This is a genomic window from Pseudomonas sp. B21-048 (assembly GCF_024748615.1).
In the GTDB taxonomy this organism is placed as follows: Bacteria; Pseudomonadota; Gammaproteobacteria; order Pseudomonadales; family Pseudomonadaceae; genus Aquipseudomonas.
Window position 1 is genome coordinate 2941734 of sequence record NZ_CP087168.1, and the last position, 22182, is coordinate 2963915.

The 22182-nt window shown below is 60.4% G+C and carries 20 protein-coding genes and 1 pseudogene; 15 read left to right on the plus strand and 6 right to left on the minus strand.

Going from position 1 to position 22182, the window contains the following annotated elements:
* Nucleotides 1–32: 32 nt before the first annotated feature.
* Nucleotides 33–1016: a TerC family protein gene (locus LOY56_RS13950; protein WP_309474856.1), complete on the plus strand. Its 984-nt coding sequence runs from the start codon at nt 33–35 to the stop codon at nt 1014–1016.
* A gap of 156 nt (nt 1017–1172) precedes the next feature.
* On the plus strand, nt 1173–2117 hold the full coding sequence (locus tag LOY56_RS13955; protein ID WP_258614824.1) for a bifunctional 5,10-methylenetetrahydrofolate dehydrogenase/5,10-methenyltetrahydrofolate cyclohydrolase: 945 nt from the start codon (nt 1173–1175) through the stop codon (nt 2115–2117).
* Between the two features lie 36 nt (nt 2118–2153).
* Here LOY56_RS13955 and LOY56_RS13960 read toward each other — a convergent pair whose 3' ends face one another.
* A complete protein-coding gene (locus LOY56_RS13960; RefSeq protein ID WP_258614826.1) occupies nt 2154–2672 on the minus strand; it encodes an SgcJ/EcaC family oxidoreductase in 519 nt (172 codons plus the stop codon).
* 170 nt (nt 2673–2842) lie between these two features.
* Between LOY56_RS13960 and LOY56_RS13965 the strand changes: the two genes are divergently transcribed.
* The 4 genes from LOY56_RS13965 to LOY56_RS13980 are packed head-to-tail and all read left to right on the plus strand — an operon-like array spanning nt 2843 to nt 7462.
* Nucleotides 2843–4027 (plus strand): sensor histidine kinase, encoded by a 1185-nt coding sequence (locus LOY56_RS13965; RefSeq protein ID WP_258614828.1) that lies wholly within the window; start codon nt 2843–2845, stop codon nt 4025–4027.
* Nucleotides 4024–4677: a response regulator transcription factor gene (locus LOY56_RS13970; protein ID WP_258614829.1), complete on the plus strand. Its 654-nt coding sequence runs from the start codon at nt 4024–4026 to the stop codon at nt 4675–4677. Before LOY56_RS13965 ends, LOY56_RS13970 begins: the two co-directional genes overlap by 4 nt.
* Nucleotides 4674–7001, plus strand: a complete 2328-nt coding sequence (locus tag LOY56_RS13975; RefSeq protein WP_258614831.1) for an ATP-binding protein — start codon at nt 4674–4676, stop codon at nt 6999–7001. Before LOY56_RS13970 ends, LOY56_RS13975 begins: the two co-directional genes overlap by 4 nt.
* On the plus strand, nt 6998–7462 hold the full coding sequence (locus tag LOY56_RS13980) for a response regulator (protein ID WP_258614832.1): 465 nt from the start codon (nt 6998–7000) through the stop codon (nt 7460–7462). Before LOY56_RS13975 ends, LOY56_RS13980 begins: the two co-directional genes overlap by 4 nt.
* On the opposite strand, the gene LOY56_RS13985 is transcribed toward LOY56_RS13980, so the two are convergent.
* A complete protein-coding gene (locus LOY56_RS13985; protein ID WP_258614833.1) occupies nt 7439–8356 on the minus strand; it encodes an alpha/beta fold hydrolase in 918 nt (305 codons plus the stop codon). The genes LOY56_RS13980 and LOY56_RS13985 overlap by 24 nt on opposite strands.
* 305 nt (nt 8357–8661) lie before the next feature.
* Between LOY56_RS13985 and LOY56_RS13990 the strand changes: the two genes are divergently transcribed.
* Nucleotides 8662–9339 carry a glutathione S-transferase family protein gene (locus LOY56_RS13990; protein ID WP_258614834.1) on the plus strand — a complete coding sequence of 226 codons (678 nt, stop codon included), beginning with the start codon at nt 8662–8664 and terminating at the stop codon, nt 9337–9339.
* Between the two features lie 113 nt (nt 9340–9452).
* On the opposite strand, the gene LOY56_RS13995 is transcribed toward LOY56_RS13990, so the two are convergent.
* Complete coding sequence (locus LOY56_RS13995) at nt 9453–9782, minus strand: hypothetical protein (RefSeq protein ID WP_258614835.1); 330 nt, start codon at nt 9780–9782, stop codon at nt 9453–9455.
* A gap of 240 nt (nt 9783–10022) precedes the next feature.
* Between LOY56_RS13995 and LOY56_RS14000 the strand changes: the two genes are divergently transcribed.
* Nucleotides 10023–11447: a homospermidine synthase gene (locus tag LOY56_RS14000; RefSeq protein WP_258614836.1), complete on the plus strand. Its 1425-nt coding sequence runs from the start codon at nt 10023–10025 to the stop codon at nt 11445–11447.
* 36 nt (nt 11448–11483) lie between these two features.
* Here the strand turns inward: LOY56_RS14000 and LOY56_RS14005 are convergent, their stop codons facing one another.
* The 3 genes and pseudogenes from LOY56_RS14005 to LOY56_RS14015 all read right to left on the minus strand — a co-directional run.
* Nucleotides 11484–12188: a phosphoribosyltransferase gene (locus LOY56_RS14005; RefSeq protein ID WP_258614837.1), complete on the minus strand. Its 705-nt coding sequence runs from the start codon at nt 12186–12188 to the stop codon at nt 11484–11486.
* 81 nt (nt 12189–12269) lie between these two features.
* Entirely contained in the window at nt 12270–13157 is an 888-nt protein-coding gene (locus tag LOY56_RS14010) for a universal stress protein (RefSeq protein ID WP_258614838.1), read from the minus strand.
* Between the two features lie 230 nt (nt 13158–13387).
* Nucleotides 13388–13585: pseudogene (locus tag LOY56_RS14015) on the minus strand (alpha/beta hydrolase); the annotation flags it as partial.
* Between the two features lie 345 nt (nt 13586–13930).
* Between LOY56_RS14015 and LOY56_RS14020 the strand changes: the two are divergent.
* Genes LOY56_RS14020 through LOY56_RS14050 form a run of 7 tightly spaced genes read left to right on the plus strand, consistent with a single transcriptional unit; the run spans nt 13931 to nt 22176 of the window.
* Complete coding sequence (locus tag LOY56_RS14020) at nt 13931–15817, plus strand: 3-dehydroquinate synthase (protein ID WP_258614840.1); 1887 nt, start codon at nt 13931–13933, stop codon at nt 15815–15817.
* Nucleotides 15814–16704, plus strand: coding sequence for a UbiA family prenyltransferase (locus LOY56_RS14025; RefSeq protein ID WP_258614841.1), 891 nt, complete (start codon nt 15814–15816; stop codon nt 16702–16704). Before LOY56_RS14020 ends, LOY56_RS14025 begins: the two co-directional genes overlap by 4 nt.
* A complete protein-coding gene (locus LOY56_RS14030; RefSeq protein WP_258614842.1) occupies nt 16701–17468 on the plus strand; it encodes an EboA domain-containing protein in 768 nt (255 codons plus the stop codon). The genes LOY56_RS14025 and LOY56_RS14030 overlap by 4 nt, the downstream gene beginning before the upstream one ends.
* Before the next feature lie 41 nt (nt 17469–17509).
* Nucleotides 17510–18394, plus strand: a complete 885-nt coding sequence (locus LOY56_RS14035; RefSeq protein ID WP_258614844.1) for a TatD family hydrolase — start codon at nt 17510–17512, stop codon at nt 18392–18394.
* Nucleotides 18391–19623, plus strand: coding sequence for a metabolite traffic protein EboE (gene eboE / locus LOY56_RS14040; RefSeq protein WP_258614845.1), 1233 nt, complete (start codon nt 18391–18393; stop codon nt 19621–19623). The genes LOY56_RS14035 and eboE overlap by 4 nt, the downstream gene beginning before the upstream one ends.
* Nucleotides 19613–21058 carry an alkaline phosphatase family protein gene (locus tag LOY56_RS14045; protein WP_258614846.1) on the plus strand — a complete coding sequence of 482 codons (1446 nt, stop codon included), beginning with the start codon at nt 19613–19615 and terminating at the stop codon, nt 21056–21058. Before eboE ends, LOY56_RS14045 begins: the two co-directional genes overlap by 11 nt.
* A complete protein-coding gene (locus tag LOY56_RS14050; protein ID WP_258614848.1) occupies nt 21037–22176 on the plus strand; it encodes a hypothetical protein in 1140 nt (379 codons plus the stop codon). Before LOY56_RS14045 ends, LOY56_RS14050 begins: the two co-directional genes overlap by 22 nt.
* The last annotated feature ends 6 nt before the right edge of the window (nt 22177–22182 follow it).

The following is a 22182-nucleotide window of genomic DNA, read 5'->3' on the forward strand; positions in this document are numbered from 1 at the left end:
GCTCCAGAACAAGTCCAGACAGGGAGAACGACATGCAACCCCTGAACATCGGCGAACTCTGGATGTGGGTCGCCTTCATCCTCTTCGTCATCGCCATGCTGGCTATGGATCTGTTTGTCTTCGGCGGGCGCAAGGCACATCGGGTATCGGTGCGCGAGGCGTCGTGCTGGGTGTTTGCCTGGTGGGCGCTGGCGCTGGCCTTCGCGGGATTGCTCTGGTGGTACTTGAATGGCGAGTTCGGGCCCGAGATCGCCCAGCGCAAAACCTTCGAGTTCCTCACGGGCTATTTGATCGAGCAGTCACTGTCGATCGACAACATGTTCGTGTTCGTGATGATTTTCGGCTACTTCGCCGTACCGCCGGAGTTGCAGCGCCGGATGTTGCTATACGGCGTGCTCGGGGCAATCGTGATGCGTGGGGCGATGATTTTCGCCGGCGTGTGGCTGGTGTCGCAGTTCGCGTGGCTGCTGTATGCGTTCGGTGTGTTCCTGATCATCACCGGGTTCAAGATGCTGGTATTCGCCCATCAGCGGCCTGACCTCGATAACAACCCCATATTGCGTTGGATACACGGCCATCTGCGCGTCACCGACGGGTTTCATGGCGAGCGTTTTTTTGTGGTCAAAAACAGTCGGCACTGGGCGACGCCGATGTTTCTGGTGCTGGTGCTGATCGAGGCCAGCGACCTGATGTTTGCGGTCGACAGCATCCCGGCGATCTTCGCCGTCACCACCGATCCGTTCATTGTGTTCACGTCGAACATCTTCGCGATCATGGGCCTGCGGGCGCTGTACTTCCTGCTGGCCAACATGGCTGACCGCTTCCACCTGCTCAAATACGGTGTGGCGTTCGTGCTGGTGTTCATCGGCACCAAGATGACGCTGATGCCATGGCTTCACATGCCGGTTGAATGGTCGCTGGTCGTTGTCTGCGGGATCATTCTGACTTCGGTGCTGTTGAGCCTGATCATGAATCGGAAAGAATCGTCTGAGAAAGATCGAATGCGATCCCTGTAGAGCTGCCGCAGATTGCGATCTTTTTGGCGATCACGAAGATCAAGATCAAAAGATCGCAGCCAGCGGCAGCTCCTACCATGGCCCGCGGTATCCTGCCCATCTGCTGTGGGTGGTACACGATGGGCATCGACTGGTAATCTGCAGCCTGCTCTTTCAATGACGACGGTGACGCATTTGATCAGCAGTACCCCAGCACTGGCCCGCGATATCGACGGCAAAGCCATCTCCGCCCAGGTTCTCGACGAGGTCCGGGAAGAGGTACTGGCCCTGGCCGGCCAGCAGATCTATCCCGCCCTGGCGGTTCTGTTGGTGGGCGACGACCCGGCCAGCCACGTTTATGTGCGCAACAAACTGCTGCGCGCCAAGGAAGTCGGCATCCGCTCCCTTGAACACCGCCTGCCGGAAACCGCCAGCCAGGCCCAGGTCCTGGAACTGATTGCGCAACTCAACGCCGACCCCACGGTGAACGGCATTCTGGTTCAACTGCCCTTGCCGGACACTATCGATGAACAGGCGGTGATTCAGGCCATCGACCCGATCAAGGACGTGGACGGTTTTCATCGGGAAAACGTCGGTGGGCTGGTGCAAGGCATGGAGGTATTGACCCCGTGCACGCCCAGCGGCTGCATGCGTCTGTTGTACGAGACCTGCGGTGATGACCTCAGCGGCTTGCACGCGGTGGTGATCGGCCGTTCGAACATTGTCGGCAAACCGATGGCGACCTTGCTGTTGCAGGCGGACTGCTCGGTCAGCGTGGTGCACTCGCGCAGCGTCGATGCCCCGGCGTTGTGCCGGTTGGCGGATATCGTGGTCGCTGCAGTGGGTCGACCAGGGTTGATCGACGCCAGTTGGCTCAAGCCCGGTGCGGTGGTGATCGATGTCGGCATCAACCGCATCGCCAGTGAGTCCGGCGACCGTTTGGTAGGTGATGTCGATTACGCCAGCGCCCGCACCGTCGCCCGCGCGATCACCCCGGTGCCTGGTGGTGTCGGGCCGATGACCATTGCCTATCTGCTGAAAAACACCCTGATCGCCAGCCAGTTGCAACGCGCGGCGCAGGCCCGTGGGCAGCAGCCAGTGGACGACCTGGCGTTGAACTGAGCACATGTACGAAAAGCGGGTTACTCGAAAACGCGGTTATTTCCCGGCGTGCAGCACCTGCGCTTGCGGCATCGCCGAAGAGTGGTGGTTGAGAATTTTCCACTGACCGCCTACTTGCTCGTAAACAAAGGTGTAACGCGCCTGCACCTGACGGGTCTTGCCATCGGCTTCGGTCAGGAAAAAGGTGTAGACGCCGCTGTCCATGGCCACGTTGGCGCCCAATGGACGGATCTCACGGTAGTTGATCTGCCCCACCGGTTTGAGCGCCATGAAGTGATCGAAGTAGTCCTTGATCTGCGCCGGCGTGGTGCGCACCCGATTGGAAACCGTCGGTTGCAGCACAGCGTTCGGCGCGTACAGGTCAACCACGCTCTGAACATTGCCGCTCTTCAACGCGCTATTCCAATGGTCGAACAGTGCGGCGATTTCGCGATCCTTCGCGTTAGCAGGCTGTTCGGCCACGCTGCTGTAAACGTAAGGCACTGCCTCCAACGCCTGGGCCAACGGGGCGGTCAGAGCGAGCAACAGAACGATGGCTGAGGTCTTGAATTTCATTGCGCTATTCCAATGATGGTCGATGGCCACACTGTGCCGCTCGAAACGCTCTCTGCCATCGGCCAACCGGAGTCATTTGCCTATGCCATTCGGCAGATAGCGCCCTGCCCCATTAACACGGTTTAATGACGCCCCAGCCCGAACGGGCGTGCCGGCGCCAGACCCCACCCATGCAAACGCCTGATCATGACCCCGGTAGCGCCCTGGCCATTCGCACCCAGTATCGGCAATCGCAGAGTCGTGCCGCGCGGCTGCGACTGCTGGTGGATACCGGCCAGGAACTGACGCAACTGCCCCCCGAGGCCATGCGCGAACGCGTGCTGCAACGGGCCTGCGCCTTCCTCGCGATGGACCACGCCCTGCTGCTGGAATGGGACGTGGATGCGCAAGTCAGAACCACCGCCAGCCATGGCAGCCGCGATCGTTTAAGCAGCCTCGAGCGACTCGCCAATACCGCGATGCGCATCCCGCAATGGCAGGAACAGGCGAGCGAGGTCCTGCCCAATGTGCTGCGGGTGCCCTTGCGCGGGGGCGATGGCGTGGCCTTCGGTGCGTTGGTGCTGGCCAACAGCGTCAGCATCAGTGCACCGGACACCGAGGACATCGAATCCCTGCAATTGCTCGCCACCCTGCTGGCGGCGCACCTGGAAAACCAGCGTCTGCTGGATGCACTGGTCGCGCGCGAGCGCACCATGTCCGATCTGGTGCATCGGCTGTTCAGGGCCCAGGAAGACGAACGCAAACGCATGGCTTACGACCTGCACGACGGCCTGACGCAAACCCTCGCCGGCCTGCATCAGCGCCTGCAAGGTTTTGCCGGCCGCTGCCCGCCACTGCCCGACGAACTCGGCGCGGACTTACAGACGATTCTTGCATTGGCCCAACATTGCGTGGGTGAAGGCCGGCAATTGATCAGCGGCCTGCGCCCGACGGTACTCGACGATTTTGGCTTGCTGAAGGCAGTCGACAAAGAGGCCGATCGCCTGCGCGACGCCGGGATCAAAGTGAACTGGAGCACGCGTTGCGAAGCACGTTTTCCCAGCCAGGTTGAAATTGCCCTGTTCCGGATTGCCCAGGAAGGCATCAACAACATTCTCAAACATGCACAGGCCAGCCACGTCATCCTGGCGCTGGAACTGCACGAAGGGCAAGCCTCGCTGCGGGTAGACGATAACGGCAACGGTTTTACCATGGAGCAACGCCTCGACACCTGCGGCGCCCGGCACCTGGGGCTCGCGGCGATGCAGGAACGCGCGAACCTGCTGGGCGGTGATTTCACCTGCGTCAGCCACGCGCACGGCGGAACGCAACTGCGTGCCACCGTGCCCTCCGACCTCAATGGAACAGCTCAATGACTGAAGTTTTACGTCTGGTTCTGGCGGACGATCATGAGGTCACCCGAACCGGCTTCGTCGCGCTGCTGGCGGGCCATCCGCAATTCGAAGTGGTCGGCCAGGCCCGCGATGGCCAGGAAGCGGTGGACGTGTGCGAACGCCTGCGGCCCGACATCGTCATCCTCGACATTCGCATGCCCGTGCTCAATGGGTTGGGCGCGGCGCGAATGCTTCAGCAACGCCTGCCGGCCCTGAAAGTGGTGATATTCACCATGGACGACAGCCCGGATCACCTGGAAGCGGCAATGAATGCCGGTGCCGTGGGTTATCTGCTCAAAGACGCCAGCCGCGATGAAGTGATCAACGCCCTGCAACGCGTCGCCGCGGGTGAGGAAGCCCTCAACAGTGCGGTCAGCGCCCGTCTGCTACGGCGCATGACCGAGCGCAACACCAGTGGCGCCGCGCCTGCCGAAACCCTGACCGCCCGCGAACGCCAGGTCCTCGGGCTGGTGGCCGGCGGTTGCAGCAATCGTGAAATCGGCGAAGAACTCGGCATCACGACGGGCACGGCCAAGGCCCACGTGGAACGGGTTATCGGTAAACTCGGCGCCGCCGACCGAACCCAGGCCGCCGTCCGTGGCATCGCCCTGGGTCTGGTGACCCAGGCATGAAGGTTTCAAACGCTCGACGCTGGGCCGATCTGCCGTTACGTGGCAAAGCCCTCGTGGTGATTTCCCTGCCGCTGGTGATCCTGTTGCTCTCGCTGGTGCTGATCTATACCACCGAGCGTCAGACCGCACGCGCGGAAGAGGATGTACGCCGCGTGCTGCTGGTGCAAGGCGACATTCAGGCCGTGCACACCCTGCTCGCGGAGGCCGCCGCCAGCGTGCGCGGCTATCTGCTGACCCGCCGCGAGGATTTCCTGCCGGGTTATCGGCAAGCCAAACCCTTGATCGAATCGGCCCTGCGCCGGCTCGACAGCAACGTTCGTGATGAACGGGTGCGCAAACATCTGGAGGTGATTACTCCGTTGATCGAAACCAAGGTCGAGGGCCTGGTTGAACTGCTCGATGAACGCAACGCCACACCCGAGTCCATCACCACGATCCTGATCAACAACAAGCACGTCCTGGACGAATTACGCGAACGCATCAGCGCCATGCGCACGCTTGAAGACACGCTGCTGGCCGAGCGCACCGCAGCGGCCGCCTCCACTCGACAGCGTTTGTTGTTCTCCACCCTGCTGGCCGCCGCTTGCGGACTGTTTGGCGCCATTGTGGCGGTGCTGTTCCTGTCCAAGGGCATCGTCGCCCGGGTCAAGCAGGTCCAGGGCAACGCACAACGGCTGGCACTCGGTCAGCCATTACTGCCGCAACCGCCGGAGAACGATGAGATTGGTCAATTGGGCACACGTCTGGTCGAGGCCGGACTGTTGTTGGCCGAACGTGAACGGGCCTTGCGCGACAACGAAGAGCGCTTGCGGCTGATCATCGACGGGGTGAAGGACTACGGTATTTTCGCCCTCGACACACAGGGCTTCGTCACCAGTTGGAATGCGGGCGCCGAACGGATCAAGGGCTACACGGAACAGGAAATCGTCGGCCAGCATTTCTCGGTGTTTTATCTGTCGCAAGAATGCCCGCAACATCCCGACATGGCGCTGCGCGAGGCCACTCGCGACGGTCACTACATGGAAGAGGCCTGGCGTTGCCGCAAGGATGGCAGCCGCTTCTGGGCCAGCGTGGTGATTACTGCGCAATACGACAGCAGTGGTGCCCTGCGCGGTTTTTCCAAGATCACCCGCGACATCACCGATCGCCGTGCCGCCGAGATCGCGCTGAGCACCGCACGGGAAGAAGCCGAACGCGCCAGCCGCGCCAAAAGTGAATTCCTGTCGCGCATGAGCCACGAATTGCGTACCCCGCTCAATTCCATTCTAGGCTTCGCGCAACTGCTGGACATGGACTCGCCCAAAGGGCAGCGGGTGCAGATCGGGCACATCCTGCGCGCCGGACAACACCTGCTGACCCTGATCAACGAAGTGCTGGACATCGCCAAGATCGAGGCCGGGCGCCTGCCACTCAACGTGGAGGCAGTGCCCTTGGCGCTGGTTCTGCAAGAAGCCCTGACACTGGTGTCCCCCATGGCCTGCGACGCCGGCATCGAGCTGGTTGAGCTGCCGACGCTGGCGGCCGACAGCGGAATCGTCGCCGATCGGCAACGCCTGGTGCAGGTGCTGCTGAACTTGTTATCCAATGCCATCAAATACAACCGGCCCCAAGGCCAGGTGCATATCGAAATCAGGATTATTCAACAGCGAATTGCCGTGTCGGTCTGCGATACCGGCAAAGGCATCGCGGCCGATCGGCTGGAGCAACTGTTCAAGCCGTTCGAGCGCCTGGAGACCGATCCGAACGTGGAAGGCACCGGTCTTGGCCTGGCCTTGAGCAAAAGCCTGCTGGAAATGATGAACGGCAGCCTGACCGTCAAAAGCCAGCCCGGCGCAGGTTCCAGTTTCACCCTGGAGCTGCCCTTCGTGCGCCTGCTGTCAGTCACCGAGCCACCTGCTGCACGAATCAGCCACCCAACAATTACGACCACCCTCACCGCCCACGATTACCAAGGCAAAGTGCTGTGCATCGAAGACAATCTTTCGAGCCTGGCCCTGATCGAAACCCTGCTGCAGCGACGACCGCACATCCAATTGCTCTCAAGCATGCAGGGGCAAATGGGCCTGGACCTGGCCCGTCAACATGCGCCGCAGCTGATTCTGCTGGACGTGGCACTGCCGGATCTTGATGGTTTCAAGGTTCTGCAACGCTTGCGCCAGTCTTCCATCACCCGTGCCACTCCAGTGCTGATGATCACCGCCGATGCCAGCGATCTCACTCATCTGGCGTTGCTGGAAGCGGGAGCGACGGCGGTGCTGACCAAGCCGATTCACATTCCTTCATTCCTCGCCCGCCTTGACCAGCATCTACCGGAGCCCGTGTGAACACCGACCTGCGCATTCTGATCATCGACGACCAACGGCCCAACCTCGATTTGATGGAGCAGCTGCTGATTCGCGAAGGACTGACCAACGTGCTGAGCAGCACTCAGCCGCTGCGAACCCTGGACCTGTTCAACAGCTTCGAGCCTGACCTGGTGATTCTTGACCTGCACATGCCTGACTTCGACGGCTTTGCAGTGCTGGAACAACTCAACCGGCGCATCCCGACGGGCGAATACCTGCCGATCCTCGTGCTCACCGCCGACGCCACCCGCGAGACCCGACTGCGCGCACTGGCCCTGGGCGCCAAAGACTTCATCAGCAAGCCACTGGACGCCCTGGAAACCATGCTGCGCGTCTGGAACCTGCTTGAAACCCGCGCGCTGTATAAAGCCTTACGCACTTTGGTCCCGGCAGACCGGATCGATTTGTTGCGCCGGTTAAAGCCGCACCCAGTTAGCTGACCGAAGGGGCGGGATCACTGACGCTTTGCTACCGAAAGTCAGGTCACGCGGCTGGCTCGGTATTTTGGCTGTCGGCTGCAGAAAGCCCAGCAAGGCCTGCTGGGTATCATGCCAGGCTGTCGGGTGCTCCATATCGAGGAAGTGCCCGGTGTCCTTGATGGTATGAAATTGAGCCTGACGGGTATGAGTCGCAAAAAGACGGGCATCTTCCACCGACGTGTATTCATCCCACTCGCCATTGATGAACAACAGCGGGACGTCGATGGCATCGGCACAGGAAACGTAGCAGTGCGTGTCCTGGGTCAGCACCTCATTGACGTGAAAATGCATCTGCCGATATTCGTGTTCGTCCAGGCTACTGACATGGCGTTCATTGAAACGCTTGAACAGCGACGGCAGGTGCTTGCCGATGGTGCCGTTGATCAAGCGCCCGACATTGCTCCGATCGCAGGCCTGAAGAAAATGCCGGCCGCTCTCCAGATAATCGCGCATCGGCGTGTTGATCCGCGCGGCAAACGAACTGATCACGGCCTTTTCGATGAGTCGCGGCCGCTGCGCCAGGGCCAGCAAGGTCGCCGCACCGCCCCAGGAAAAGGACAACACATGCTGCGCGCGAAAGTGCTCGATCAACTCGAGCAGGATGGCGGCCTCGTCTTCCTTGCGGATCGGCTGATCGTGCAGGTTGTGTTGTTTCGATTGACCGGCATAGGGCTGATCGTAGAGGACCACATTGAAGCGTGGCCGCAGATAGCGCACCGTTTGAGCAAAAGATGCTGTCGTTGCCAGCGAGCCGTTGACCAGAATAATGGTCTTGTCAGCGGCCGCGTTGAGATAATGCTCGGTATAAACCTTGTACTTCTCACCAATCTCGACGATCGCAGTTTTCAGCGTCATGTCATTCTCTTCCTTGAACAAATTGGACCAGGCACACAGCTTGATTGACTATCCGGCTTCCTCCGGGCAAGCCTGACAGCACAAACCAGCGACAACGGTACAAGGGCGCTGAGATGAACACCATGACCAATAAGTCACAAACCGACCGGTGGCTCACAGTTAAGCAGGGATTTTCCCGTGTGCAAGCACGCAAGCTTAAAAATGACTGCCTGACGCTTCGCCACCATCCGCCTATGCTTGATCATTGGCCCCACCCTCATCAGTTCCAGAGCTCTCCCCCCTCACATCAAATGAGGAGTTGAAAGATGTCGCTGACGCTCTACTACCATCCGCTGGCGTCGTTCTGCCACAAAGTACTCATCGCGCTCTATGAAAACGGCACCGAATTCGAGAGAAGAATCATCGATCTCGGGGACGCTGCCGACCGCGCAGAACTTCAGGCATTGTGGCCAATCGGAAAGTTCCCAATAATTCACGACCATGCCCGGCAGCGGAATCTGCCGGAATCCAGTATCATCATCGAGTACCTTGATCGACTGCATCCAGGCAAGCACAGACTGGTTCCAGACGATTGGGACAGCGCGCTGGAGGTCCGGTTATGGGATCGTTTCTTCGACCATTATGTACAAGTGCCGATGCAACAGATTGTCAGTGATCGGCTACACGCGACCAACGGTGATTTGACCCGAGAGCGGTCTACGCTGGAGACCGCGTACGGCATGCTCGATCGCCGGATGGCGTCGAGGATCTGGGTGGCCAGCCCGGAGTTCAGCATGGCCGATTGCGCCGCTGCCCCAGCACTTTTCTATGCCAGCACACTCGTGCCGTTCCCCGACGACTACGGCCACTTGAGCGCCTATTTCGACAGGTTGGTACAAAGGCCGTCATTTCAGCGGGTGATTGACGAAGCCAGGCCCTGGTTTTCGCTCTACCCGTTTGCGGAGGCCATTGAGCAGCGGTTTCTTGCCCCCGATAAAATATGATCCGCTTCTATAGCCTTCGCCTCTGATACCCGTCGGCTCCAGGCGCGAAGGGGCAGCTGTCGCGTGTTCGGAGCGTACACCTTCGTGCCCAAATACCACCGGCAGCCAAGCCCCTACCGTCGCGCCAACTCATGCCGGATGCATTGCTCGTAATATGTTTGCTTGATGCCGGCAGGCTTGAGGCGCGAAGAACTGTTATAGGTTTGCTCCGTGATCCCCATGGCCGTCATGCGCATCCACGGCCGGGGGAATTTTCGCGACTGCAGTTTCTTGCGTGCCCCGTAAAGCGTGAATCCAGAAAGCTTCGACGCTTGCGCGTCTGCGGCTATGTCCGAGCCCCAGCTGCAGACGAAACGACTGTTCTTGCTCAGATCCTTTGCCTGAACCTCAAGCGAAAGAGTCACCAGGACAAACGTTGCAGCCATCCATACCAAAGTCCGCATATCGCCAATGCCTAACCTTCTGAAAAGAAAGCAAGTTTGACAACCAAACGGACATCGGGGGGCCAGCAGTTCGCCTCATTCCCATGAGTTTTTTTCGGTCTCTATGGGTGCAACAGATCCATCTTGAGGATGTCCGAAACTTTTTTGAGTTTTAAGTGACCGTTGCAGTCTCTAGTTGAGAGCGTCGTGGTTATCGACAGGTCATCTGGCGAACGCGCAGTCAGGCGGTGGAGGCAATCGATGTCCGACCTTGAGCATGTCATTCAGCCCTTTAATGCGAGGCTGGTGATGATCGGCTTTGGCTGCATAGGAAAAGGCGTACTGCCGCTGCTATTGCGCCATATTGAGCTTGAACCGCAGCGAATGCTGATCCTCAGCCCTGATGAAGATGGACGCTTGCTCGCGCAGCAATTGGGCGTCACCCACCGAACCGAGCAACTGGACCAGGACAATTACGAGGCGTTGCTGGACCCTCTTTTGAGCGCTGGCGACTTCCTGCTCAATCTCTCGGTGGGGGTCTGCAGCCTGTCCCTGATTCAGTTCGCCCATCGTAAAGGCGTGCTGTATCTGGACACCTGTATCGAGCCGTGGGAAGGCGGTTATACCGACCCCGAAAAATCCCTTTCCGAACGATCCAACTATGCATTAAGAGAGGCGGCGCTTGAACTTCGGGTTAACAGTGCGCAAGGTCTACCCACGGCCATCTTGACCCATGGTGCCAATCCGGGGCTGGTCTCGCACCTGGTCAAGCAGGCATTGGTCAACCTCGCCGAGGATTTGGGCGATACGACGCCCCTGCCCGTCACTCGCGAAGAATGGGCGCGGCTGGCCAGCCGGCTGAACATCCGCTGCATCCACATTGCCGAGCGCGATTCGCAGTATTCATCGCAACACAAAATCGCCGATGAGTTCGTCAATACCTGGTCCGTGGACGGTTTCATCAGCGAGGGCAGCCAACCGGCGGAGTTGGGTTGGGGCAGCCATGAGAAAGTGCTTCCCGAGGATGGCTATTTCCATGCCTTCGGGTGTCAGGCCGGGATCTACCTGCAACGCCCCGGTGCCTCCACGCCGGTTCGTACCTGGACACCCTCGACGGGGCCAACCCACGGGTTGCTCGTGACTCACAACGAAGCCCTGTCGATTGCCGATTACCTGACCCTCGGCCAGGGAAGGCAGCCGATCTACCGGCCGACCGTCCACTACGCCTATCGACCCTGTGACGATGCGTTGCTCTCGGTGCATGAACTTGCCGAGCGCAACTGGAAGCCCCAAATGGGCGAGCGCCTGCTCGATGACGACATCCAGGACGGCGATGATGAACTCGGCGTTCTGCTGATGGGGCATGCCAGAAACAGTTATTGGTACGGCTCACGCTTATCGATCCAGCAAGCCCGAGCGCTGTGCCCCTGTAACAGCGCTACTAGCCTGCAAGTGACGGCGGGAGTGCTGGCCGGCGTGATCTGGGCCATTCGCAATCCTCAACGCGGCATCCTCGAGCCGGATGAATTGCCCTTCAGGGAGATTTTGCAGATTTGCATGCCCTACCTCGGGAATGTAGAAGGCATTTATTCCGACTGGACGCCCCTTACCGGACGTCACTCGCTGATGCCCGAGCAGACCGATGAATCCGATCCGTGGCAATTCGTGAACGTCAGGATTACTTGAAGGCCTGACGTGGTTTATTCCACGCCAGGCAACGGCTCAAATACCGGAACCGTTCTGAAATGAGTCGCCCGAACCGGACTCTCTCTGCCAGGCCCGGTGCAGAAGATCGATGACTTCTTCGTCGGATGTCTGCGAAAAATCCGTGTACCAATGGCCGATCGAAATCAGCCAATCGGGGATCAGCGGGCAAATCAGCTCGTCCACTTCGTCGCGCAACGCCTCGGCCGTCTCAAGCGGTGCCACCGGCACGGCAACGACGGTGCGCGACGGCGCTTGCAGGCGCACGGCCTGTATCGCCGCCATCATCGTAGCCCCTGTCGCCAGGCCGTCATCGATCAGAATGACCACCTGATCCTTGAGCGCCAGAGGTGCGCGGGATGCCCGGTATGCTCGCTCGCGACGCGACAATTCCTGCGTTTCCTTTGCAACCACGCCATCGAGCGTGCGCTGATCAATACCGTTAGCCCGTAGCGCATCGTCATTGACGATTTTTATGCCGCCGCTGGCGATGGCGCCCATGGCGAACTCCTGATGGAATGGCACCCCCAGTTTACGCACCAGCATCAGGTCCAGGCGCACCTCCAGGGCCGTGGCCACTTCATAGGCAACCGGAACGCCGCCACGGGGTAAGGCAAGGACGATGACGTCAGCTCTTTTAGCGTATTTAAGCAACGGCTCCACCAGGCCTCGGCCGGCATCCACCCGGTCATGCAAGATGGTTTGTAATGAAGGACTGGTCATTTGAAAACCTCCCTGGGGCGGGAGCCCCAAAAACGGGCGTTCGTTTGACGGCGGCCATCATTCCAATCCGGGCGTGCGCCCCTAGACCGCCAGAATGCTGCAAGGCACCTGATACAGAATATGTTCGGTTGTGCTGCCTAGCAGCCGCTCCAGGCCACGGTATTGAGCTCTGCCCATCACGATCACATCCACTTGATGCTCATGGGTGAATTCGCTCAGTACCGAGACCGGGTGCCCCATGATGAAATGCCGACAGTCAGCGGTCACACCGAACCGAGCGGCCAACTGGAGAAAAGACTTTTCCAGGTCGCTACGCAACTCCCGGGTAAGCTCCGCGAGCGTCAGACCGCCGTCCATATCCGCCAGAAAAGCGGCCGAAATGTCACACGCGTACAGCAGATGCAGCTCGGCATTGCACTGCAGCGCAAGGCTCGACGCCTGCAAGATGATCCGGTCATTCAGCTCATTGTTCGAGGGCTCGGTGTCTGACACGTCAACCGCGGCCACCACCTTCTGCGGCAAGGCATGGCACTCACCCCCCACCAGATAAACCGGGACCGGACAATGGCGCAACAAACGCCAATCCAGCGGCGTGAAGAACGCGCGCTTGAGCATGGGCTCATGCTGCACTTGCTTGATCAACAGATCGGGCTGCATTTGCGTGACGTGGTCAAGAATGTCCTGGCGCAGGTTGTCGGCCCAGGCGACTTCGGTTGTCACCTCGATCCCCCGGCCTTGCATCTTTACCGCCTGCTCATCGAGCCAGTCGCGATGCTCCTGCAGGTAGCTCGCTCGAGCCATTTTGCGGTCGCCTTCTTCGAGCAGCGACAGAATGTCCAACGACGGAATCAGCGCTGCAATGTGCAAACTCGCCCCGCTGGCCTTGGCCACGGCAGCGGCATGGTTTATCGCAGGCGAATGACGCAGCAGCGGGTTGATGATCAGTAATAACCTTTGATACTGGCTCATGATCTGACTCCAGACAGGTAGATCCTCGACGCCGGCTCGAGAATCCAGCATCAGGCCCCGACTCCGCCACTAAAGCCTCTTAAGCGTTGATTTATATCAAATCCTTGAATAAGGCATTGCAGGGGCCACTTGAAAAGAATAGTTCACAACGGTGCTGTGCATTGTGTGCAGGGCTCATCCGCGATGGCCGCTCGCCTGAAAATCGGCGATCTGCTGCCACATCGCGATACCTCCGGATCGTCCGCCGGGTAATCGACGATCTGCCGGCTGAGAAAACAGTCCTCCGGGGCAATATTGCCCTCGATGTCGACGAAGCTCAGTATCCGGTCCGGGCGCATCAGTGCAGTCAGTCCGCCCATGGAATGGCCGACCAGACGCCCGGCGAATGCGGCCTGCTGCACGATGTCGGCATAGTCTTCCCGTTCACTATGGCGAGCGAACTTGCTCGCGCCGGGCTGCGTAGCGGCCGGCTCTGCAAGCTGTTGCGTCAATGAATGATGGGCGCAGGTGGGGACGCGCAACATCGTCGACGTGCTCGATGCCCAGCGGACGGCGGGGGGCGGGGGGCGGGGGGCGCGTTGAAAAGATCAAATTGCCATCAGGCGAGCTTGCAAAAACACCGCGACCGTCTAAGTTCAAGACTATCTTCACAAGCGCAATCAACCGTACCTAACCAGCCCCTCAGGCGAGAGAGTCTATTGACCTGAAAAAAACTAGACGCTGCTTTTAATTGCTGACACGGAATCAGTCATAAAAATCAAGAGGGATGCTTGATGAAGCGCAGCCGTGGGTATCGTGCGCTCTCGAAAAGAGGGCCAGCCGGACATTTCTGGATTTCATTGCTTTGCTTCTCGGGCCTGGTGATCGCCAGCTTTCTGTTGTTCGAACAACAGATCCAGGACTTCCTGACCCATCTCAATCTGTACCTGCCCACTACCCCCTCCCAGAAACTCAACTTGGCAATGTTGCTGATCGCCCTGCTGGCGCTGGACGTGGTGCTGCCGGTGCCTTCGAGCATGGTCGCGCTGTTGGCCGTGGCCATGCTGGGCAGTCTCGGCGGCTATCTGGTGATTTTCATTGGCCTGTGCCTGGGTGCGGGGCTGGGTTATGCGCTAGGGGCCGGCTATTTTCGTCTGCTGTCCGGCCGCTTGGGCCTGCATCAACGCCAACCGGGACAGCTGGCATATCGGCTGAGCACGCTGTCGTTGATCTGCCTGCGTGGCGTACCGGTATTGGCGGAAACCTCGGTGGTAGCCGCCGGCATGCAACGTTATCCATTGCGCGCGTTTCTACTGGTCACCACCCTGGCCAATGCCGGCCTGGCACTGGCCTATAGCGCCATCGGCACCTTCCTCGTCGAGCAGAACGCGTTGCTGGTGACCCTTCTCGCCAGCATGGTGTTGCCCGGGCTGTTTATCGCCGGGTACAGCCTGCTCAAGACCTTGCGCAGGCACGACGTGGAGCAACCACTGCATGGCCGATTCGAGGTCAGTTATGACTACCCGGTGGTGTTTACCGATCACCTGTTCGAGTTGTCCAACCCCTGCCTGCACCGCCAGCTCACTGCACGACTCACCCCACAGCACATAGGCCCTGTGACGGTGCTGGTGTTCGCTGATGAACACCTGTTGCACAGCGCCCCACAACTGCTGGAACAGATCGATGCCTACTTTGCCGCCCATGCGGCGGAGCTGCATTTGCAAGCCGCGCCGATTGCGGTTCCGGCCGGCGAACTGAGCAAGGATTCACACGTGTTGCAGCAGCTGTACAGCGACATGTTGCAACATGGGCTGGACCGGCATTGTTATGTTCTGGCCCTGGGGGGTGGCGCGGTGCTGGATGCGGTGGGCTACGCCTGCGCCACCTTCCATCGCGGCATTCGCCTGATCCGTATTCCGAGCACGGTACTGGGCCAGAACGACGCCGGCATCGGTGTAAAAAACGGCATCAATGCTTTCGGCCAGAAGAACTTGCTGGGGGCCTTCTACCCGGCCACCGCGGTGATCAACGACTTCCAGCTGCTGACCAGCCTAACCCGTCGCGACCAGATCGCCGGGTTGGCCGAGGCGGTCAAGGTGGCACTGATCAAGGACCAGGCGTTTTTCCAATGGATGGAGCAACAGGTCGACGCCCTCGCCCACTTCGATCACTCGGCCAGCCGCTATGCCATTCGCCGCTGCGCCGAACTGCACCTGGCGCACATCACCGGTGCCGGTGATCCCTTCGAACGCGGTAACGGACGGCCACTGGATTATGGGCACTGGGCCGCGCACAAACTGGAAAACCTCAGCCAGCACCGACTGCGCCATGGTGAAGCCGTGGCGGTGGGCATGGCCCTGGATGGACTCTATGCCAATGCCATGGGACTGTTGAGCGATGCCGACACCGAACGGGTTCTGAACCTGCTGCTCAAACTCGGTTTCTGCCTGAACCCACCAGAACTGTCCTTGAAAGATGCACAGGGACGCTCGATGGCTCTGCTCGGACTGGAGGAATTCCGCCAGCACTTGGGCGGGCAACTCTCCATCCCCATGCTCAGCCGGATCGGCGAGTCGGTGGACCTGCATGAGATCGATGCCGCAAGGATGGAGCAGGCGCTGCAGCGACTGTCCACTTACAGCGGCCCGGCGCTCACCTTGAGCGAGGGTTGCGCGCAATGAGCCAGACACCGCTGAACCTGAAGACCTGGATGACCCTGGGCCGGGTGTCCAACCTGCCCACTGTGTGGACCAACACCTTGGCCGCCGCCCTGCTGGCCAGTAGCGCCGGTGCCCTGGCGCCGCCGTCGTCCCTGGTGTGGATTCTGCTGCTGGCCGCACTGTCGTCGCTGTATCTGGCCGGCATGTTGTTGAACGACCTGCTCGACGCCGACTGGGACCAACAGCACCATAATCCCCGCCCTATCACTTTGGGTCTGGTCAGTCGACAGCAAGTGGGCCTGGCCACTGGGCTGTTGCTGGTGCTGGCCGCAGCTTCGGTACTGGGCCTGAGCCGACTGATCGACCAGCCGCTCTGGCTGCTGGGCAGCGCCACTCTGCTGGTGGGCTGCATCCTCGGCTACAACCTGCTGCACAAGAAATACGCCCACAGCGTCTGGCTGATGGGCGCCTGCCGCTCGGCCCTCTACCTCACGGCGGCGGCCAGCCTGGCGGTGCCACCGGAGCCGATCTGGCTCTGCGCCATTTTGCTAGGCGTCTACATCAGCGGCCTGACCTACCTGGCCCGTCAGGAACACCGCAATCAATTGCTCAGTCGCCTCCCCCTGATCCTGATGCTGAGCCCGTTGGCCCTGGCGATCTATGCCGACAACGTCTGGTTTTGGCCGGTGTTGCTGCTCTGGCTTGGCTGGCTGGGCTGGCACTACTGGCGCCACCTGGCCAACCCACGGCAACGCCAGGTCCGCGCCTTTATCGGCGCTGGCCTGGCGGCCCTGCCGTTGTTCGACGCGCTGGTGCTGGCCGTGGCCAACCAGCCATTGGGCAGCTTGTTATGTGTTCTGGTGTTTTTCCTGCTTCCACACTTCCAGCGCTGGATCAAACCGACATGAACATGGACGTCACAGCGCCGCCATCGGCGGCCCTCGAAATGCGCCACGACTGCCTCGCCGAACAACGCCAGGCCTTTACCCAACAGCTCGATGACACCGAGCTGCAGTGGTGGCGTCAGGCACAGGAGCGGCTTGCCCAACGCCCGGACGCCAACACGGCGGCGCTCTTGAGCAGCCAGTGCAAGCGCAGCCTCAAGGAGCATGCGCTGCCCGACAATTGCGGCTGGAGCACTGTCCAACTGGCGCGGGCGTTGCTGCTGGCTGAGGTCCTGGAGCAACAACCCCTCGCCGGGCAGTTGCCCTTGCTGCGCCAGCTGTTTCTGTGGGGCGACGATCAGGAAAAGATCGCCACCTTGAAGGCCCTCGACTGGCTCGATAGCCGTGGGCTCTGCGTCGAGTTGGCGCTGCAGGCCGGGCGTACCAGCAACAGCCAGGTGTTTGCCGCCCTCGCCCTGGACACCCTCTACCCGTCGCGTCATTACAGCGAACGGGCCTTCCATCAACTGGTGCTGAAGGCACTGGGCATGGGGCTCGACGTACGACGCCTGCATGGCCTTACGCAACGACAAAGCGTCACCCTCAACCAGCTGGCCCTCGACCTGCTGGACGAACAGCTCGCTGCCGAACGAACGGTGTCCGCCGGGCTACCCCGGGTGATTGCCTTCGACCTGCTCAGCCCGGCGCAACACCAGCGCCTGGTCGGCCTGAGTCAGCAGCAACGCTTGCCGCCGGAATGGCGAGAACACCTGACCGCACCTCTCTGAACTGATGCTCAACGGCTCCCTCCCCTTGACGAGGATTCACCATGCTCAAGTACTTCGACCCGCATATTCATATGGTCAGCCGCACCACCGATGACTACCAGAACATGGCGGCCGCCGGCATCACCGGAGTGATCGAGCCGGCCTTCTGGCAGGGCCAGGCCAGGACCAGTGTCGGCAGTTTCATCGACTACTTCGACACCCTGTTGGGCTGGGAGCGCTTTCGCGCCAGCATGTTCGGCATCCATCACTTCTGCACCATCGGCCTCAACCCCAAGGAGGCCAATGACCTCTCGGTGGCCAATGAAGTGCTGGAGATATTGCCGCGCTACCTGGTGAAAGACGGCGTCGTGGCGGTGGGCGAAATCGGCTACGACGACATCACCCCCGAGGAGGATCGCTTTCTCGCCGCTCAGCTGGAACTGGCCAAACAGTTCAACTTGCCGGTGCTGGTGCACACCCCGCACCGCGACAAGATCGGTGGCACCAAACGCACCCTGGCGGTGATTCGCGAAGTGGGCATTGCCGAGCACCTGGTGATCATCGACCACCTCAACGAACTGACCCTGCCGCTGGTGCTGGACAGCGACTGCTGGCGCGGCCATTCCATCTACCCCAACACCAAAATGTCGGAACAGCGCATGGTCGCCCTGTTGAAGGAGTACGGCACCGAAAAAATGGTGGTCAACAGCGCCGCCGACTGGGGGATCAGCGACCCGCTCAAGGTGCCCAAAACGGGCGAGGCGATGCTGGCTGCCGGATTCACCGAAGCCCAGGTCGAACAGGTGCTGTTCCACAACCCGGTGGACTTTTTTGCCCAAAGCGGCCAACTGGACAAAGCCCTGGTCAGCACCCCACTGCCCATAGATCAGCGTCGGCAGTGGCAGGAAAACTCCGCCCTGCGGGGCCAGGAACCGGTGATCAAATGAGTGCCGGCACGGGTTGGGCTGCCGCGCAGGTCGGTTATTGCAGCAATGTGCACCCGACCCGTGACCTGGCTGGGCTACGGTCCTCCATCGAACAGCATTTTCAGGGCGTGCGAACCCTGCGCGGGTTGAACGAGCAGGACAGTGGACTGTGGATCAGCGCCCTCGCCGCGTCCGAATTACAACGGGCGTCAGCTCGCGCGGAGTTCCTGAGCCTGCTGCAACGCAGCGGCCTGCGCCTGACCTCGCTTAACGGCTTTCCCTATGGCCAATTTCATCAGGGCGCGGTGAAAGCCGAGGTGTATTTGCCCAGTTGGGCCGATCCGGAACGGCTGGCATACAGCCTGAATCTGGCGCGGATCCTCGCGGACGCCCTGCCGCCGGACTGTCGCCAGGGGGTAATTTCCACTGTGCCGCTGGGCTATGCCGCCAGCTGGAACCCAGCCTTACAGCAGCGTGCCGAGCATCTACTGCGCCAGCTCACGGCCGCACTGGCCAGGCTGCATCTGGAGACGGGCAAGAAGATCGTGTTCTGCCTGGAGATGGAGCCCGACTGCGTGCTGGAAAACACCGAGCAGACCATCGCCTTCTTCCACCGCTACCAAGCCACGGACCCGCACCATGAATACTTGGCGCTGTGTTTTGATGTCTGCCACCAGGCAGTGATGTTCGAAGACTGCTATCAATCGCTGAAAAGGTTGCGTCAGGCCCGGGTGCCCGTCGGCAAGATCCAGCTGTCCAACGCCTTGATTTGTCGCCTGCCCCCTGATGACGACAACCGGCGCGAACACGTCCTCAAGACCTTGAGCGACTTTGCCGAAACCACCTACCTGCATCAAGTGAAAGCCCGCGATGCGCAGGAGCGCTTATTGGCCTGGGCGGACCTTCCCGCCGCGCTCATCGATTGCGCGAAGCGCCCGGGACACTACCCCGAACTGAGGATTCATTTCCACATTCCACTGTTCAGCGAACACTTGCTGCTGCCCGAACTCAGCGGCAGTCAGATTGCCCTGTCGCAGACTTTCGATTTCCTGGCAGACCATGGGGATTTTCGTCCTGTACTGGAAGTGGAAACCTACAGTTGGGGTGTCTTGCCCGTCCCACTGCGGCCCACGACCGAGCACGCCCAACTCCACGGGATCGCCGCTGAACTGCACTGGGTCGAAGATCAACTGCGGCAGCGGCGATTGCTGCAACCCCAAACACGGGAGGCATACGCCGATGCCTTCTGATCAACCGCGCCAACCGCTGCTACTGATCAACGTGGTAGGACTGACACCGGCGCTTCTGGGGGCGGCGACGCCTCACATCAATGCCCTGTTGAAAACGGCAAAAATGGCCAGCCTGCATCCGGTGTTTCCAGCCGTCACGTCTACGGTGCAGGCCTCGATCCTCACCGGTCTGCCGCCGTCGGAACACGGCATCGTCGGCAATGGCTGGTATTTTCGCGACCAGGCTGAAGTGCGTTTCTGGCTGCAACCCAACGCATTGATCCAGGGAGAAAAGGTCTGGCAGCAACTCAAGTGTGAGATCCCGGGGTTTCGCTGCAGCCAGCTGTTCTGGTGGTACAACATGTATGCGGACGTGGACGCCGCCATCACCCCACGCCCTCACTACCCGGCCGACGGCCGCAAAATGTTCGGTCTGTATTCATCACCGGCCTCGTTGCACGAGCGCATCGAGCAGCAGATTGGCGAATTCCCGTTTCCGAGTTTCTGGGGCCCGGCGGCCGGCATCGCGTCGAGCCGCTGGATCGTCGACTGCGCCATCGCCGAATTCCAGCTCGACCGACCCGACCTGCAATTGGTCTACCTGCCCCATCTGGATTACAGCCTGCAGCGCCTGGGCCCCGATCATCCATCGATTGCCGTCGAGGTGCGGGCCATCGACAGTGAAGTGGGTCGTCTGCTGGACTTTGCCCAGGAACAAGGCGCAGCGGTGATGCTGCTGTCCGAATACGGGATCGAAGCGGTACAGCAATCGGTCTCCATCAACCGGCTGTTACGCTCGGAAGGGTTGCTGCAGGTGCGCCAATCGCTGACCTGGGAGTTGCTCGACCCCGGCGCCAGCGCGGCCTTTGCCGTGGCCGATCATCAGATCGCGCATGTCTACGTGAAGCAGGCGCAAGACGTCCCGCGCGTCAAAGCACTGTTGCAGCGCCAGCCCGGCATCGAGCAGGTGCTGGATAAAACCGAACAACGGGCCTGGCAGCTGGATCATCCCCGCAGTGGCGAGCTGGTGACCGTAGCGGCACCGGGTTACTGGTTCGATTACTACTACTGGCTTGACGATCGCCAGGCACCCGACTTCGCCCGCACCGTGGACATCCATCGCAAGCCCGGCTACGACCCGCTGGAGCTGTTCATCGACCCGGCCATTCGTTTCCCCAAGCTGAAAGTGGCGCGCCGTCTGCTGCAGAAGAAGCTCGGTTTTCGCTACTACATGGACCTGATTCCGCTGGACACCGGATTGATCCGCGGCAGCCATGGCCGCCTGCCCACCAGCGAGCAGACCGGCCCACTGCTCATCACCAATTGCGATCTGCCGTTGCCGCAGCACCTTGCGGCCACGGCGGTGAAACAACTGCTCCTGCAGCATTTCCTGGGGCACCCACACACCGACCTGGCCAATGCCAAGGAGCTTCCATGCGGCGCGCCATTTCTATAACAGTTCTGAGTACCCTGGCCGGTTTGGCTCAGGCTCAGAGCCCGAACACCTTCGACTGCAGCAACTTTCTGCAGTTTGGAGGAGACATCAACAAGACCCGGACGGCGTTTGTCCAGAGTCCCGAAACCCTGGCCTGGAACTGGTTCGTCTGTTTGAACCAGCCTGCCGCCGCGGGGAGCCCCAACCGCGAGTGGGAATCCATGAAGCCCTCCGACCAGGTCTTCCTGATCAATGGCGCCAAACCCGCCCCTTATGGCACGCCCGTGCCGCCCCCGGACGCGGTGCTGACGCAAGCCAAGGCGCAAGGAATGGACCTGTCCCGAATCTTCCATAGCCTCAATGCCACGCAACAGGTGGATGGCATGATTCTGGAAATGGGCGGTGCGGTGCCGGCAGCAGAAACAGGCAAACCCGTGCGCTTTCAGCTGCTGATGGGCGAAGGCACTTTCGATTACGTCGTTCAACGCCAGGTCTACAACATGAATGGTCAGGCCGCCTTGACCAGCAACCTGGAGTTCCCGTCCATCGCCTGGGAATTGAAGTCCGCCTGGCTGTGGATCGGCTCCGACGCGATCTACAAACAGACACTGGAACACGACGGTTACTACATCGCCCAGGCCTATTACCTGCAAGACGGCAAATACCAGGTCGGCTACGCAGCGCTGAGCGGCTTGCACATCATCAACAAACTGAATCCCGGCTGGGTCTGGACCACTTTCGAAAACATTAACAACAGCAAGTACACCGTCACCAACGCCATCCCGCCCACCCCGATGACCAACAGTACCGGGCCGATAGCCGCTGCCAAGCCCGTCAACAGCCAATTCCAGGCCCAATATCCCGGGTTGTCGCAGTACGAACTGATCGCCGTCCAGTCCAGGACCAACCCGACCTTGCTGGCCAACTCTCAGCTGGAGTCAGCCTTCCAGAGCCAGTCGTCCTGCTTTGCCTGCCACGACACCGCCGCGTATTCGGCGCAAAAGGGCTATTTCAACTTCGCCATGAAAGAACAGGGCGGCATCGTCTACCCCACCGCCCCTCTGCCGGACTCGGCCTTTGCCGGTTACAACAAACTGGACTTTGTCTGGTCGCTTAAACGCGCCCAGTGGCAACGCTAAGGAGCA